Annotated in this window: 16 protein-coding genes; 5 read left to right on the plus strand and 11 right to left on the minus strand. The window is 72.4% G+C overall.

Features of this window, described 5'->3' with window-relative positions:
* The first annotated feature begins 19 nt into the window (after positions 1–19).
* On the plus strand, positions 20–1,192 hold the full coding sequence (locus O7623_RS04760) for an erythromycin esterase family protein (RefSeq protein WP_282227373.1): 1,173 nt from the start codon (positions 20–22) through the stop codon (positions 1,190–1,192).
* Here O7623_RS04760 and O7623_RS04765 read toward each other — a convergent pair.
* Entirely contained in the window at positions 1,158–1,637 is a 480-nt protein-coding gene (locus O7623_RS04765; RefSeq protein WP_282227374.1) for a DUF6194 family protein, read from the minus strand. The genes O7623_RS04760 and O7623_RS04765 overlap by 35 nt on opposite strands.
* A 53-nt stretch (positions 1,638–1,690) precedes the next feature.
* Between O7623_RS04765 and O7623_RS04770 the strand changes: the two genes are divergently transcribed.
* Positions 1,691–2,467 (plus strand): MerR family transcriptional regulator, encoded by a 777-nt coding sequence (locus O7623_RS04770; RefSeq protein ID WP_282227375.1) that lies wholly within the window; start codon positions 1,691–1,693, stop codon positions 2,465–2,467.
* Here O7623_RS04770 and O7623_RS04775 read toward each other — a convergent pair.
* Positions 2,406–3,155, minus strand: coding sequence for a class I SAM-dependent methyltransferase (locus O7623_RS04775; protein WP_282227376.1), 750 nt, complete (start codon positions 3,153–3,155; stop codon positions 2,406–2,408). The two genes, O7623_RS04770 and O7623_RS04775, sit on opposite strands and share 62 nt — an antisense overlap.
* Before the next feature lie 32 nt (positions 3,156–3,187).
* A complete protein-coding gene (locus O7623_RS04780; RefSeq protein ID WP_282227377.1) occupies positions 3,188–3,682 on the minus strand; it encodes an endonuclease domain-containing protein in 495 nt (164 codons plus the stop codon).
* Positions 3,683–3,913: 231 nt separating this feature from the next.
* Between O7623_RS04780 and O7623_RS04785 the strand changes: the two genes are divergently transcribed.
* The 3 genes from O7623_RS04785 to O7623_RS04795 all read left to right on the plus strand — a co-directional run bounded on the left by O7623_RS04785 (position 3,914) and on the right by O7623_RS04795 (position 6,064).
* Positions 3,914–4,231, plus strand: a complete 318-nt coding sequence (locus O7623_RS04785) for a hypothetical protein (RefSeq protein ID WP_282227378.1) — start codon at positions 3,914–3,916, stop codon at positions 4,229–4,231.
* Positions 4,232–4,293: 62 nt separating this feature from the next.
* The gene (locus O7623_RS04790) at positions 4,294–5,481 is read left to right on the plus strand and encodes a serine/threonine protein kinase (RefSeq protein WP_282227379.1); all 1,188 of its coding nucleotides are present in this window, start codon (positions 4,294–4,296) and stop codon (positions 5,479–5,481) included.
* Between the two features lie 241 nt (positions 5,482–5,722).
* Positions 5,723–6,064 (plus strand): RNA polymerase-binding protein RbpA, encoded by a 342-nt coding sequence (locus O7623_RS04795; protein WP_123601539.1) that lies wholly within the window; start codon positions 5,723–5,725, stop codon positions 6,062–6,064.
* Positions 6,065–6,148: 84 nt separating this feature from the next.
* Here O7623_RS04795 and O7623_RS04800 read toward each other — a convergent pair whose 3' ends face one another.
* The 8 genes from O7623_RS04800 to O7623_RS04835 form a co-directional block, all read right to left on the minus strand.
* A complete protein-coding gene (locus O7623_RS04800; RefSeq protein ID WP_282227380.1) occupies positions 6,149–6,667 on the minus strand; it encodes an FxsA family protein in 519 nt (172 codons plus the stop codon).
* 58 nt (positions 6,668–6,725) lie between these two features.
* Entirely contained in the window at positions 6,726–7,541 is an 816-nt protein-coding gene (locus tag O7623_RS04805; protein WP_282227381.1) for a polyprenol monophosphomannose synthase, read from the minus strand.
* Complete coding sequence (gene lnt, locus O7623_RS04810) at positions 7,538–9,145, minus strand: apolipoprotein N-acyltransferase (protein ID WP_282229309.1); 1,608 nt, start codon at positions 9,143–9,145, stop codon at positions 7,538–7,540. Before lnt ends, O7623_RS04805 begins: the two co-directional genes overlap by 4 nt.
* A gap of 528 nt (positions 9,146–9,673) precedes the next feature.
* The gene (locus O7623_RS04815; RefSeq protein WP_282227382.1) at positions 9,674–11,089 is read right to left on the minus strand and encodes a glutamate mutase L; all 1,416 of its coding nucleotides are present in this window, start codon (positions 11,087–11,089) and stop codon (positions 9,674–9,676) included.
* On the minus strand, positions 11,086–11,484 hold the full coding sequence (locus O7623_RS04820) for a hotdog domain-containing protein (RefSeq protein ID WP_282227383.1): 399 nt from the start codon (positions 11,482–11,484) through the stop codon (positions 11,086–11,088). Before O7623_RS04820 ends, O7623_RS04815 begins: the two co-directional genes overlap by 4 nt.
* Positions 11,481–12,233: an OAM dimerization domain-containing protein gene (locus tag O7623_RS04825; protein WP_282227384.1), complete on the minus strand. Its 753-nt coding sequence runs from the start codon at positions 12,231–12,233 to the stop codon at positions 11,481–11,483. The genes O7623_RS04820 and O7623_RS04825 overlap by 4 nt, the downstream gene beginning before the upstream one ends.
* Positions 12,220–13,812, minus strand: a complete 1,593-nt coding sequence (locus O7623_RS04830; protein ID WP_282227385.1) for a lysine 5,6-aminomutase subunit alpha — start codon at positions 13,810–13,812, stop codon at positions 12,220–12,222. Before O7623_RS04830 ends, O7623_RS04825 begins: the two co-directional genes overlap by 14 nt.
* Positions 13,809–15,452, minus strand: coding sequence for an amidohydrolase family protein (locus O7623_RS04835; RefSeq protein WP_282227386.1), 1,644 nt, complete (start codon positions 15,450–15,452; stop codon positions 13,809–13,811). The genes O7623_RS04830 and O7623_RS04835 overlap by 4 nt, the downstream gene beginning before the upstream one ends.
* Between the last annotated feature and the right edge of the window lies 1 nt (position 15,453).

Below are 15,453 nucleotides of genomic sequence, written 5' to 3' on the forward strand. Positions count from 1 at the left end.
CAACGATACCGTTGAAGCAATGACCATCACGGACCTCGCCCGACCCGCCGACGGCGACGCCATCTCGGCGTTCCTGCGGGCCCAGCCCACCCGCCCCCTGCTACTCGGCCTCGGCGAAGCCCGGCACTTCGTCGGTGAACTGGGCGAACTACGAAACAAGATCTTCCGACACCTCGTCACCCACGAGGGCTACCGGTCGTTCGCCGTCGAAAGCGACTGTCTGCGGGGCCTGCTCGTCGACGACCACCTCGCCACCGGCGCCGGCAGCATCGACGACGTCATGCGCGACGGCTTCAGCCACCACTTCGGCACCTCACCGGCCAATCGCGACCTCGTACGCTGGATGCGGGCCTACAACGACGACCACGACGACAAGCTGCGGTTCTTCGGCATCGACGGCCCACTGGAGTACTGGGCGGACAGCCCCCGGACGGCACTGACCGCCCTGCACGACCTGCTCGACGGCCCGCTGCCCTGCACCCGGGAGACCCTCGACGCACTACTGGGACCCGACGACCGCTGGTCGGACGAGGCCACCGTACGGGACCCGTCCCGATCGATCGGCAGATCCGCCGACGCCTGCCAGCTCCGGCTGATCGCCGACGACCTGCTGGCGCTGCTCGACACCCAGTTGCCGCAACTGGAGCCGGCCCACCGCGAACGGGCACAGCTGTACGGGCGTACCGCCGTCGGTCTGCTGCGCTACCACCACGCGATGGCCGACCCGTCCCCGGCCCGGCTCTCCCGACTGTCCGCGCTCCGCGACGCCATGATGGCCGCGAACCTGCTCGCCGCCGCCGAACACGGCCCCACCCTGGTCTTCGCCCACAACCTGCACCTGCAGCGCCACCGCAGCGTCCTGTCCCTCGGCGACCAGCAGCTGCGGATGTGGAGCGCTGGTGCGATCACCGCGACCCGCCTCGGTGACCGGTACGCCTACCTGGCCTCGGCCTTCGGCACGCTCGGCGACGACACCCCGCCACCGGACACCGTCGAAGGCGTCCTGGCCACACTGGGCTGGGACAGCTGCCTCGTCGACGCCCGCGCGCTCGCCCGGACCCGCGTCACGGCCACGACCGTGACGCGGGTCAGCCCGGACTTCGCCTACTTCCCGCTCGACCCGGCCCAGCTCGACACCGTCGACGGTGTCGTCTTCCTCAACCAGGCCCGCCAGCTGCAGGACCCGTGGTGACCCGACGCGGCCCGCGACCCTGATCACGACGGTGGGCCGCGACCAGCAGCTCCCGCACCACCGACGCGGTCCGCGGACCGGGGTCGACCACCGCCAGCCAGCCGACGCCCCCGTAGACAGGATGGACGAACACCGTGTCGGCGGCAGCAGGATCGACCCCGGCCGAGTCGTGCCCGGCATGGCGCCGCGCCTCGTCACGGCCCACGGCGATGTTGAGTCGGAACACCCCGGGCCGGTCCAGCCGCGACGACGCGTCACCGGGATAGTCCTTGGTCACGATCGTGGCGAACGGCTGACGCCGGGCCGGGACCGTACCGTCGGGCGAGACGTAGAAGAACGTGTCACCCCAGCTGATCGGTGGTGTGCCGCCGCCGGCGGCCGGCCGCAGCACCAGTACGTCGTCGCCGAGGCCGGCGACGAAGGCGATGATCTCTTCCTGCGTCATCGCTCCAGCGTTACATTGCAGTGCTTATGGAGACTTCACGCCATCGACCACAGGTGAACGGGGCGGCAGGTCTCCACTCGCCGGTGCTGCGCACGGTCGACGTCGCCCGCCGGGCCGGGTACGGCGTCCAACAGATCCGCAACCTGGAACGCGACGGCGTCCTGCCGTCGGCGCGGCGCACCGCCGCCGGCCATCGGGTCTACGGACCACTGCACCTGTACTGCGTGCTGGCCTACCGGGCCCTGGCCGCCGCGGCGGGTCCGGCCGACGCCCGCCGGATCGTCACTGCCGCACACCAGGGCCCACCCGCCGCGATGCTCGCGCTGCTCGACGCCGTACACGCCCGGCTGGACACCGAACGCGCCGACCTGCGCCAGGCCCAACTGGCCGCCGAGGCCATCGCCGCCGAACCGATGACCGACGTCCGCCCGTGCGACGCGATGGGCATCTCCGAACTCGCCGCCGCCCTCGGCGTACGCCCGTCGACCCTGCGGCACTGGCACGCCGAAGGTCTCGTCGTGCCCGACCGCGACCGGCCGGGCACCACCCGGCGGTACACCCCGGAGCAGGTCCGCGACGCGCGGATCGTGCACCAGTTGCGGTCCGCCGGCTACCGGATCGCGCCACTGCGGGCACTGATGCCGCAGCTACGGACCGCCCGCCGGTCGGCCGACGTCCGTACCGCGCTCGCGGCCCGCGACGCCACGATCACCGCCCGGTCCCGGGCCCTGCTCGACGCGGCCGCCGCGCTCGGTACGGTGTTGACCCTCACCGCCGACGTGCCCGCACCAGGACCCGACGTGAGTGGGCGACGAACACCCCGTCGGTGACGATCCGCTGGTGCACCGCCGCCAGTTCGGGACGGAACCTGTCGACGGTGAACCCCGACACCGTCCAGACGACCTTACGCAGGAACACGATCACCGCCGCGACATCGAAGAACTCCATCCGCAGCGACTCCGTCCGCAGGTCTACCACGTCCAGCCCGGCCGCCGTCGCGGCGGCGCGGATCCGGTCCGGGTGCTGATCGGTACGCGGCGGCGTCGACACGCCCAGCGCCGCCCGCAGCTCCCCGACCGAGTCCGGACCGATCTGCTGCGACAGGTAGTCGCCGCCGCGTTCCAGTACCCGGGCCACCTCGGGCCAGCGCACCACCGTCGGATGCCGGCTCGCGACCAGGTCGAAGACGCCGTCACGAAACGGCAGGTCGGCGTCCTCGGCGGCGTGCACGACGGTCACCCCCAGCGCGGTGAGCCGGTCGCGTGCCACCTCGACGTTCGGCGGCCAGCCTTCCGTGGCCACCAGTACGGGCGGCGGTGTCGCCATCGTGGCCAGCACCTCACCGCCACCGGTCTGCAGGTCCACCGCCCGCCGCGCGGTGGCCATCCGTGCGCTCAACAGAGCGGAGTACCCCCAGGAGGGACGCTGCTCGGTCGCCCGGCCGGCGAACCACGAGAAGTCCCAGCCGGCCACCGGTACCGCCGCCGCCTCGGCGACGTACTCGTCGAAGGTCGACACCGGCTGATTCTTCCGTCGGGCCGGTCGGGGCCTCAACCGGATAACGGCGGCGTCGTGGCCGACGGGCCGGAGCGGGACGTCGCACCCTGTGCGACGAGATGCGTTTCCAGATACGCCCGCACCTTGTCCAGCAGGGCAGGGTTCTCCTCGACCGCCCGTGTCACCAGATTGCAGCGGTGGCAGAGCAACTGCCGGACGACTCCGCTGCGGTGGTCGTGGTCGACCGCCAGACGCCGTGGTGCACCGCCACGGCCGCGCGCGGTCTCGGACTGACCGCAGATCGCGCACCGCCCTGCCTGATCGGCCAGCATCTGCTCGTACTGCGCCGAGGTGAGGTTGTACTTCTCGCGCAGGACCTGCGCGTGCGAGACGCGGTCGCCGTCCTTGGTCGCGTAGCGGGCACGTTTGTCCGCCAGGATGCAGGCCTTGCATGGTCTGCGGGGCAGCGACGAGTGCAGCTGGTCGTAGAAGGCGGTGCGTGGCTTCGTCTGGCCACATTTTCGGCAGAACACCATGTCGTCACCCACTACTGCACCATACATGCTGTGTGTTGTTGCCGCATAACTGTCATTATGGTGTTCCGTGTCCTCAGGTCCCGGCGGACACCCTAATTACTGAATTACCAACAACAACAATCCAATAATTGGGTCACGTGGTGGCCGCAAGCGATAGCGGGCATCTGGTCCGCTGCGGATCTCCCCCGCGCACACGCACCTTCCGCGCAGGACTGGACGGCACCACTGGCCGAGCTGCGGCGTGTGCTCAAGCCCGGGGGCCGCCTTCTGCTGTCGGTCAACCACCCCCGCATCCTCGAGTCGAGCGACCCCAGCGCCGACTACTTCGCCGTCACGCCGTACTCGTTCGAGTACACCTTCGGCGAGGACCGTGCGACGTTGACCTTCTGGCACCGCCCCCTGCATGCCATGACCGACGCGTTCACCCGGGCCGGCTTCCGGATCGCGGTCGTCAGTGAGCCGCCCTTCTCACCCGACACCCCACGCGAACTCCTCCCGCCCGACCTCGGCGACCGCACGGCCTTCATCTGCTTCATCTTCTTCGTCCTGGAAGCACACTGACACCGTCCACGGCACCTCCTTCCGCCGACCGCCTCCCCTGGCCGGGTCGACCGGACCGACGGATGCACCACTACACTTCGGCGGCGATGGACACCCCGCCGCCGGCCACGGCACCCCCGACCCGGCCCTGCGCGCACTGCGGAGCCCCGGTACCGCAGCGGGCCGCCGCCGGCCGACCTTTCCGGTACTGCCGTGACAACGACGGCGCCTGCCAGCGTGCCTCCCGCGCCAGCCGGATGCGCCACCGCGACGCGCCGGGCCTGGCCGGACAGCTCGCCCGCAGCTGGGAGCTGGTCGACCGGCTCGACCAGATGGTCGGCACCCTCACCGAGACCCTGCACGCCGAGCTGTCACCGGCAGGTGTAGAACGGCGGGTGGCGCAGGTACGCGCCGAAGCCGCCGCCATGCTCGCCGCCGCCCAGGCCGAACGCGACGACGCCAGGCAGGCGGCCGAGTCCGCCGCCGAGGTCGCGGCCACAGCCGAGCGCAACGCCGCTGACGCCGCCGAGCAGGCGCGGCAGGCGCGTCGGCGGGCCGAGGAGGCCGAGTCCGCCGCCGAGGCGGCCCGTACCGACGCCGCCACGGCGTACGCCGCGCAGACGACAGCGCAGCAGCAGGCAGCCGCCGCGGACGCGCTGCGGCAGCAGGCCGCCGCCGACCTGGCGGCTGCCCGCACCGAACTGGCGCAGCTCACCGCCGCCCGTGACGACGACCGACGCACCATCGAAGCCCTGCGCCGCGACCTTGCCGCCGCCGACGCGGCGACCAGACAGGCGCAGACACAGGCCGCCGACGCGCAGCTGCGGTGCCGGCAGGCGCAGGAGGAGGCCGAGCGGGCCGCCGCCGACGCCGCATCGGCCCGCGCCGAGGCCGCCGCACTCACGGAAACGCTGCACGGGGTCCGAGTCGCCGCCGACGCCGTCCGCCGCGACGCCGAACATGCCACGCGACGGGCCGACACCGCCGACGCCGACGCCGCGTCCGCCCGCGCGGCGGCGGAGACCGCGAGGGAAGAAGCGGAACAGGCCCGCGCCGCCGCCGACGCGGCATCCGCCGGAATGGACCAGGCCCAGCGGGACCTTGCCGCCCGCACCGCCGAACGGGACAGCGCCCGGGCCGAACGGGACAGCGCACTGACCCGGGTGGCAGAACTGACCCGTCAGGTCAGCGACCTGGCCGGAGCGTTCGCCGCGCTCAGCGCCGCCGCACCGGCGACCGCCCCGCCGCCGGGCGCATCCTCGTCACAGTGACATACATCGCATCCGCGCCGTCACCGGTATGCCAAACTTCGTTAACGCCACGTTTCAATCACCTGACAATGCCCGACGACGGACGGCATCGACGCCGCGACGGGCACCCGCCGGATACGCTCGCACAGGTCCGGCGCGGACCCGGCACCACCGGGCAGCGCCGACCAACGGCGGGAATCGCCCGCCCCGCGCACATCGTTACACCTGAAGACCAGCAACACGACCGAGGGGATAGCCGATCATGGGCGAGCGCATGCTGCGCGGAAGCCGTCTGGGAGCAGTCAGCTACGAGTCCGACCGCAACACGGAACTCGCGCCGCGCCAGACCCGCGAGTACCTCTGCGCCAAGGGGCACCAGTTCGAGGTCCCGTTCGCCGTCGACGCAGAAGTCCCGGTCACCTGGGAATGCAAGTTCGACGGCAGCGTCGCCCGGCTGGTCGACGGCAGCGAACCGGAGCAGAAGAAGGCCAAGCCACCCCGTACCCACTGGGACATGCTGCTGGAACGCCGGTCGATCGCCGAGCTCGAAGACATCCTGGCCGAACGCCTGCAGGAGGTCCGCAACCGCCGCGGCGGCGTCTGACCCCGGGAGGCGACACCAAGGTCCGGCCAGCCAACGGTGTGGGGCCCGTACGCGTCGCGTACGGGCCCCACACCGTTTCCACGATCAGCGTGGATCCACGATCTCGCCCTCGATCGTCGGGCCGTCCGTCGCCGGCTGCGCGGTACCCGGCCCAGCCGGCGACCCGCCGCCCGGCGGCGGAGGGTACACCCGGACCCGCCGCGGCCCGAACACCTGTCCGGCCGCGGCCGACGACATCCGCCGCTCCGCCGCGACCTGGACCCGGCGCCGTACCAGCCGGCGCACCGGCGGTACCGCCAGCACCGCGCCAGCGGCTCCACTGACCAGACCGGGCGTCGCCAGCAGCAGACCGGCGACCAGCCCGAGCACACCGTCGCTGACCTGCTCGCCCGGCGGCTGACCGGCCTGCGCCGCCGCGCGGAAGCTACGCCACGCGCGGACACCTTCGCGCCGCAGCAGCACCATTCCCGCCATCGACGCCGCCACCACCACCAGCAGCGCCCAGCCGTACCCGATCTGGCGGGCCACCGCGACGAAGACGACAGGTTCCAGGATCAACCCGGCGACCAGCGCCAGCGGAATCCAGCGCACCCCCCGACGCATGTCACCTCCAACGAACGTGTGGCGTGGCGTCACCCGTCCAGCATGACACGCCGTACCGTCACGGCCAGCGCGCCGACGACGCGGCGTCGCGGTCGCGGCGGCCCGCGCCGGTCACCGCGTCACGGCGGGCCCGCAGCCCCCACACCGTGACCCGCCACAGCGCCTCCCGCACGATCGCGGCGCTCATCTTGCTGGCACCCTGCTCCCGCTCGGCGAAGGTGATCGGCACCTCGACGATGCGGAACCCCTCCCGGTACGCCCGCCAGGTCAGCTCCACCTGGAACGAGTAGCCCTGCGACGACACACTTCCGTAGTCGATCTTGTCGAGGACCGGCAGCCGGTACACCCGGTACCCGCCGGTGGCGTCACGCACCGGCATCCCCAACGCCAACCGGGTGTACAGGTTGCCGCACTGCGACACCAGCCACCGGTGCCGGGGCCAGTTCAGCACCTCACCGCCGGGCACCCACCGCGACCCGATGACCACGTCGGCGCTGCGGGCCGCGTCCAGCAGCTGCGGCAACTGCTCCGGCGCGTGCGAACCGTCGGCGTCCATCTCCACGACAGCGTCGTAGCCGCGTTCCTTCGCCCAGCTGAAGCCGGCCACGTACGCCGCGCCCAGTCCCTGCTTACCGGGGCGGTGCAGCACGAACACCTGCCCGTCGGCGCCGGCCAGCTCGTCGGCCACCGCCCCGGTGCCGTCCGGCGAGTTGTCGTCGGCGATCAGGACGTCGACCTGCGGCACGGCGGCGCGGACCCGCCCGACGATGAGCCGTACGTTGTCCGCCTCGTTGTACGTGGGAACGACCACCAGCACCCGGCCGACACCCGGGTAGCCCTCCGGGCCATCGCCCGCCGACACCGCCTCGCTCACCGTGCCTCCGCATCCACGCCGCCCGAGCGCCGGCGCAGCCACGCCGCCGCGACCACGACCGCACCGGCGGCCACCACCAGCACCATCTCGGGCCAGAAACCTGTCCGAGTCGCAAGAGTACGCGTCGAGCCCAGCTCCAACTCACTCACCACGACGGCGGCGGTGTTGAACTCGGTCGGCTGCGACACCCGCCCATTGTCATCGACAAAAGCCGATACGCCAACGGTCGAGGCCATCAGCCCCGCCCGCCCGTGCTCCACCGCCCGCAGCCGCACCATCGCCAACTGCTGGCCGGCCTCCGCCGCGTTGAACGTCGCGTTGTTCGTCTGCACCGCCAACACCTGCGCCCCACCGGTCACCGTGTCACGGACCAACCCGTCGTAGGCCACCTCGAAACAGATGATGCCGCTGACCGCCACCGGACCCACCCGCAGCACACCCGGCTGCGAACCGGCCACGAAATCCGCTCGGACCAGATCCACCTGGTCAGTGACCATCCGCGCCAGCCGCCGAAACGGTACGTACTCGGCGAACGGCACCGGATGCCGCTTCACGTACACCTGCTCGACGTCGCCACCGGAACCCGGCTCCCACACCAGACTCACGTTGCGCACCTCACCGGCACCGGGCCCGTACGCCAACGCACCCACCAGAATCGGCACCCCGACGGCCGCCGCCGCCTCGTCGATACTCGCCGCCGCCTGCGCGTCCCGCGTCGGATCCACGTCACTGGCGTTCTCCGGCCAGACCACCAGATCCGGCGCCGGCACCTGCCCCGCCCGCACCTGCCGCGCCAACCGGACCGTGCCCTGCACATGGTTGTCCAGCACCGCCCGCCGCTGCGCGTTGAAATCCAACCCCATCCGCGGCACGTTGCCCTGCACGATCGCCACCGTCACCGACCCCGCCGTACCACCACCCAGCGGCACCGCCGCCCCCACCAGCAGCACCCCCGCCGCGACCAGCACCCCACCGGCAGCCACCAGCGCCGACCGGCCGACCCGCCACCGCCGCCACACCGCCGCCGCCACCACCCCACCGGCCACCGCCACCACGAACGTCACCAGCGGCGCGCCACCGACAGCCGCCCACGCCAACGCCGGCGAATCACCCTGGCTGAACGCCAACCGGCCCCACGGAAAACCACCGAACGGGGTCCGACCCCGCAACGCCTCCTGCCCCACCCACAGCACACCCGTCACCACCGGCCACACCACCAGCCGCCGCCGGTCCACCACCGGCGACACGAACGCCGCCACCGCCCCCAGCACCGCCAGGTAACTGGCCTGCAACCCCGACAGCAGCACCCACGGCAAACTGCCCGTGTGCAGATTCGTCCAACTCAGCAACGGCGCGAAGAACACCACACCCGCCAGGAAACCGACACCCGCGCCCGCCCACCATCGCCGACGGTGCACCGCCACCGCCAGCGCCGCCACCCCCACCGGCGCCGCCCACCACAGGTCATACGGCGGAAACGCCACCAGCAGCGCCACCCCGGCGACCACCGCCAACCCCACCGCCACCGGGGCCGACACCGCCCGACCCGGCACCGCCGACACCGGCGGACCCGACCGCACCGGCACCGCCACCGCATCCACCATCGCCACGTCGAGCCCCACTGCGCCGCGGGCCACCGCCCACGGCGGCCTCTCCGATACGTCCGACGAAGGCTACCGGCAACCCGGCCCCAGCGGCGACGCAAGCGACCACCGCGAACGGCGTACCGTCCGCACACGAAGAATCGGGGCGCGGCCGGTCGGCCGCGCCCCGCACTCCCAGGCCCCCGCCGGTGCGACAGGACACCCGTGCAGTGACCTTCGGACCGACCCACCGGGAACTGGCTGCCCCCGACGGGCCGTTGTCTACTGGCCCTGCACGACCACCTGCCCACACACCGGAAAGTCGCGGCCGGTCCGCGCCGCCTCGCCGACCCTCGCCCACTGGACCTGGCCGATGCGGACACCACCTGTGGCAGACCCACAGGTGGCCCACCCGCACTGCGACACACGTCGCTCGGCCAGCGGACGAAGAAACGAAGCGAACATCAGCCGCTTCCCGTGGTAGGACTCAAAGACGGTACGCGCCAGACCCCCCGTGCTGTCAACCCGGCCCAGGGCATCGACCACCACCTACCGCGTGTCGACCGGCGTGTCCCCACCGACACCCCGCCGACCACCAGACGCAACCCCCGACGCGGCCAGCACGTAACGCTCCACCAGACCCGCCGCCGCCTGCGGAAACTCCCCCACCAGCAGACCCGCCGCCGCCAACACGTACGACGCGTCGACCACCGGCACCGCCGCCCGCGGCACCAACCAGCCACCACCCCGGTCGTCGGCCAGCCGCCGCAACACCCCGACCGCGTCAGCCGCCGACGCGTGCCGCAACACCCCACCCGAACCCACCAGCCACCGCACCCGCCGCAGATCCCGCCCACCGCCCGGCTCCTGCCCGCCCCCACGCGCGTGCCGACGCACCGCCACCACCGCCGCCAACTCCACCAGCCGCAGATCCACCGCCCGACCCGCGTCGTCGACCGGCACCAGACCCGGACACGCCACCCGCCGCGCCGCCGCCGCCGTCAACGCCACCGCCTCGGCGTCACCGACCAGACGCTCCGCCACCGCCGCAGCGACCACCCCCGCCGCACCCACCCGCACCCCCAGGTCGCCCTCCACCGTGCGAGCCTGACCCCACCAGCCGGCCACCTCCGGCGTGGACACCGGTTCGGCACCCGCCGGCTCACCGTCCGGCGCCACCACCGAATACACGTCCGTCGTCGCCCCGCCCACGTCGACCACCAGCACATCGGCCCCCACCCGGTCAGCGAGGACCCCCACCCCCGACACCACCGCGTCCGGCGTCGCCGCCCGCACGCTCGACGCGAACCGGCCGTCACGCGACAACCCCGAGCCGCCGATCACATGTCGCAGAAAGACCTCCCGCACCGCAGCCCGCGCCGACGCCGGTGCCAACACCCCCAACCGGGGCAGCACGTTGTCCGCCACCGTCACCGCCAACCCCGCAGCCCGCAACGCGGCGCCCGCCACCGCCCGCCCCTGCACGTTGCCCGCCACCACCACCGGCGTCGACATTCCCGCCGACGCCAACCTCGCCGCGTTGTGCAGCAGCACCTCCACGTCACCGCCGTCGGTCCCCCCGACCAGCAGCACCACGTCCGGTGCCGCCGCCCGCAGCCGTGCCACCTCCGGCGCGTCCAACCGGCCCGCCGCCACGTGCACCACCCGCGCCCCCGCCGACAACCCCACCCGGACCCCGGCCCGCGCCGTCACCAACGGCTCATACCCCACCACCGCCAGCCGCAGCCCACCACCCGCCGACGAACACACCAGCCACGGCGCACCCCGTACCCCGCCCGGCACCCCCGCCCCCGCCGCCGTCACCGCCGCCGCCAGACCCTCCCACACGTCCGAGCCCACCGTCGTCGGATGCGCCGCCGACGCCAGCAGCGCCCCGTCGGCCACATCCACCACCACGACCTTCGTCACCGTCGACCCGACATCGGCACACACCGCCACGCTCACTCGGCACCACCCGCCGCCGGCACCACCACCGTCCCCGTCGCCGTCACCGCCACCAACGGCGGCACCACCACCCGCGCCGCCGACACCGACAGTTCCGGCCGCCCCCGACACACCACCGCGCACTCGAACCGCACCGACCGGCTGCGCACCCCCACCCGTACCACCGTCCCGGTCGCCTCCACCACGTCCCCGGCCCGCACCGGAGCCACGAACCGCACCTCGTCGTAGCCCGCGAACAACCCTTCGTCGCCGTCACCCCGGATACACAACTCCGTCGCCACGTCACCGAACAGACCCAGCACGTACGCGCCGTCGACCAGACCACCCGCGTAGTGCGCGTGCCCGTACGGCACGTACCGCCGATGCGTCACCGACAACCCGACCACCGCGCTCACGCCGCCACCCGGGCCCGGGCCACCACCGCGTGCACCAGGTAACTCGCCACCTCACGCGGTGTCGCACCCCGACCGAAGATCCGGTCCACCCCCAACTCGCGCGCCATCAACTCGTCGAACCGGGGACCACCGACCACCAGCAACGGCCGCCGCGCCGCCGGCACCGCCTCCCGCACCGCCGCCGACAGCTCCCGCACATTGTGCAAATGCGCATCACGTTGTGTCACCACCTGGGAGACCAGGATCGCGTCCGCGTCCACCCGCACCGCCTCCTCCACCAGCTCCGCCACCGGCACCTGCGCCCCCATGTTGACCACCGCGAACTCCCGGTAGTACTCCAAACCCTTCTCCCCTGCGATTCCCTTGACGTTGAGAATCGCGTCGATGCCGACCGTGTGCGCGTCCGTACCGATACACGCCCCCACCACCGACAACCGGCGCCCCAGCCCGGCCCGCACCGCCGCATTGACCTCCTTGGCCGCCAACAACGGAAAGTCCCGCTCCACCACCCGCACCGCCGACAGATCCACCAGATGACGCACCCGCCCGTACACCACGAAGAACGTGAAACCCTCCCCGACCGGCGCAGCGTGCACCACCATCACCGCCTCGAGCCCCATCTTCTGCGCCAACTGCGCCGCCGCGCCCTCCGCCCGCTTACCCGCCGGCACCGGCAACGTGAACGACACCTGCACCATCCCGTCACCGGTCGTGTCCCCGTACGGACGCACCACCTCAGCCACCGTCACCACCACCCACCGGCTCCGCCAACAACTCCGACACCGGATTGACGTACCCGTCGGCCTGCGCCACGACCCCGTCACGGCCCTTACCGCCGTCCACCGGCCGACGCATCACACCGAACGTTCCGTCGGCGATCGCCGACAACAACGACCCGTCGACGATCCGCTCCAACAACTCCACCGCCTCGCCCAGCACCTGCCCGGCCCGCCGTTGAATGAACCCACCCGGCGCCGGAACGAAATCCTCCGCCAGACCCCCGGCCGCACCCAGCACGTACCGCACGTTCTGCAACGCGATGTCCCGGTCACTGAGCCACGGCGTCGCCACCGCCTCCGTCATCATGCCGACCAGCAGAATCCCCTGCCCCGTCAACACCCCCGCCAAATTGAAGAACCCGTTCAGCAGATTCCCCCGGAACACGTCACCGGTCATGTGCCGAGTCGGCGGCATCCACTTCAACGGCGCCTCCGGAAACAACTCCCGCGCCAACAACGCATGCGCCAGCTCCAACCGGAACGACTCCGGCACCGACGGATCGATCTCGAACGCGTGCCCCAGCCCCAACTGCCAGTCCGCCAGCCCCGCCTCCCGGGCGAAGAACTCGTTCAGCAGCTGCGACACCGTCACCGTGTGCGCCGCCTCCACCGCGTCCGCCGTCGTCAGATAATTGTCCTCACCAGTGTTGATGATGATGCCCGCCCGCGCGTGCACCTGCCGAGAAAACCGCTGATCGACGAACGTCCGCACCGGATTGATGTCCCGGAACAAAATCCCGTACATCGAATCGTTCAACATCATGTCCAGCCGTTCCAGACCAGCCAACGCCGCCATCTCCGGCATACACAGACCCGACGCGTAATTCGTCAACCGCACATATCGACCCACCTCGGCTGACACCTCGTCCAACGCCGCCCGCATCAACCGGAAGTTCTCCTGCGTCGCGTACGTCCCCGCGAACCCCTCCCGCGTCGCCCCCTCCGGCACGTAGTCCAACAACGACTGCCCCGTCGAGCGGATCACCGCGATCACATCCGCACCGGCCCGTGCCGCCGCCTGCGCCTGCGGCACATCCTCATGGATGTCCCCCGTCGCCACGATCAGATACACCCACGGCCGCCGCGGCGGATCACCCCACCGCGCCACCAGCCGCTCCCGCTCCCGCCGCGCCCTGTCCACCCGCCCCACCCCGACCGCCGCCGCCGCCCGCGCCCACCGCCGCGCCGCCTGCGCCGCCGCACCCACCGGCACCTCGAACCGCACCCCACCCGACGCCGCCTCCTGCGCCAACCGGGTCAACGCCGCCCCGTCCACCCGTGACGCCCCACCCCGCAGCACCGCGTCACACACCGGCACCGCCACCCCCAACCCCAACCCCACCTGATCCGCCACCGCGTCCACCAAGCGGTTCACCCACGGAATCCCCTCCGCGTCCGCCCCGGCCACCCCCATCAACCGCAGCACCGCCCGCTCCACCGACACCGTCGTACGGCTACGGGCCAACTCCACCACCGGCGCACCCGCCCGCGCCGCCAGCTCCCGCGCCCGCGCCACCACCACCGGGTCCAGGCCCAACACCCCGCTCACCCCGCACCCACCGCGACCTGCCCCGCCGCCACGAAGATCTCCCGCCCCCGCGACACCGTCCGCAGACACCGCGGCAACGGCGTCGGATCCGCCGGACCCCACACCGCCGGATCATCCGCCAACACCACCGGCAATCCCTGTGGCGACACCCCCGCCGGAGCCGACCACACCGCGAACGTCGCCGCCGCACCCAACGCCAACACCCCCTCCCGGGACGCGTCCACCACCCCCGGCGGCAACGCCCGCCACCCGCCCCGGGTATGCGCCGCGAACGCCGACCGCACCGCCAACCGCGACGCCGGATTGAAATGCGCCGCCGCCGCCCGCACCGCACCCCACGGATCCAGCGGCGTCACCGGCGAATCCGACCCGAACGCCAACGGCACCCCCACCCCGTGCAGCACCGCGAACGGATTCGACGCCAACGCCCGCTCCGCACCCAACCGGGCCGCGTACATCTGACTGTCACCACCCCACAACCGATCGAACGCCGGCTGCACGCTCGCCACCACCCCGAACTCCACGAACGCCGCCACCACCCGCCGATCCAGCAGCTCCACATGCTCCACCCGGTGCCGACCCGCCCGCAGCCGATCCACCCCGACCTGACGCGCCGCCGCCGCGAATCCGTCCGCCACCGCCGACAACGCCGCGTCACCGATCGCGTGGAACCCGCCCTGCACTCCCCACCGGACACACTCCACCAGATGCGCCGCCACCTGATCCGCGGTCAGAAAACACCGACCACAGCCATCCCGGTCGACGTACGGCCGCGACACGTACGCCGTACCCGAACCGAACGCGCCATCAACGAACAGATCACCCCCGGCACCCACCGCACCCAGCTCCCGCGCCCGCTGCAGCCCCATCAACTCGCCCCAGTAGCCGTACACCTCCGGCAGCCCGTCCCCCGACATCGCCAACACACCGGCGAAATCCGCCTCCGACGAGATGACCGGACCACCGCACTCGTGCACCGCCGCGATCCCCGCCCGCGCCGCCGACTCCAACGCCGCCCGCTGCGCGCCCGCCCGCTGCACCGCACCCAACGCACCGAACGCCGCCGCCCGCACCGCATGATGCGCATCCGCCCGCACCCAACCCGGCACCCCGCCAACCGCCGGCACGTCCGCCTCGGTCGTCGGCGCCGACGGCACCGCCGCCAGCAGCGCCTGCGACACCAACGCCGAATGCATCGACGCCTGCGACAGGTACACCCGACGGCCGCCGGCCGCCCTCGACAACTGCCCCGCGTCCGGCGGCACGGCCCGCCCCCACGTCGACTCGTCCCAGCCGTGCCCCAGCACCACCGCGTCACCCGGCAGCCCCGCCGCGAACCCCGCCACCCGGTCCAGCAGCTCCTGCGGCGACCGCACCGCCGACAGATCCAGCCCGGACGACACCAGACCGGTGTCCGTCGCGTGCACGTGGGCATCCACGAACGCCGGCGTCACCACCGCCCGGTCCAGGTCCACCACCACGTCGGCCCGGGGCGCGTCCGCGTCCACCCCCAACCAGGCGATCCGGCCGTCGCGCACCAGCAACGCCGTCGCCCCCGGCTGCGCCGGACAGTACAACCGGCCACCCCGGTACAGCACCGCCGGCAGATCGGCACCGGACACCATCGCAGGATTCGTCATG

It is taken from the genome of Solwaraspora sp. WMMD791, assembly GCF_029581195.1.
Taxonomy (GTDB): Bacteria; Actinomycetota; Actinomycetes; order Mycobacteriales; family Micromonosporaceae; genus Micromonospora_E.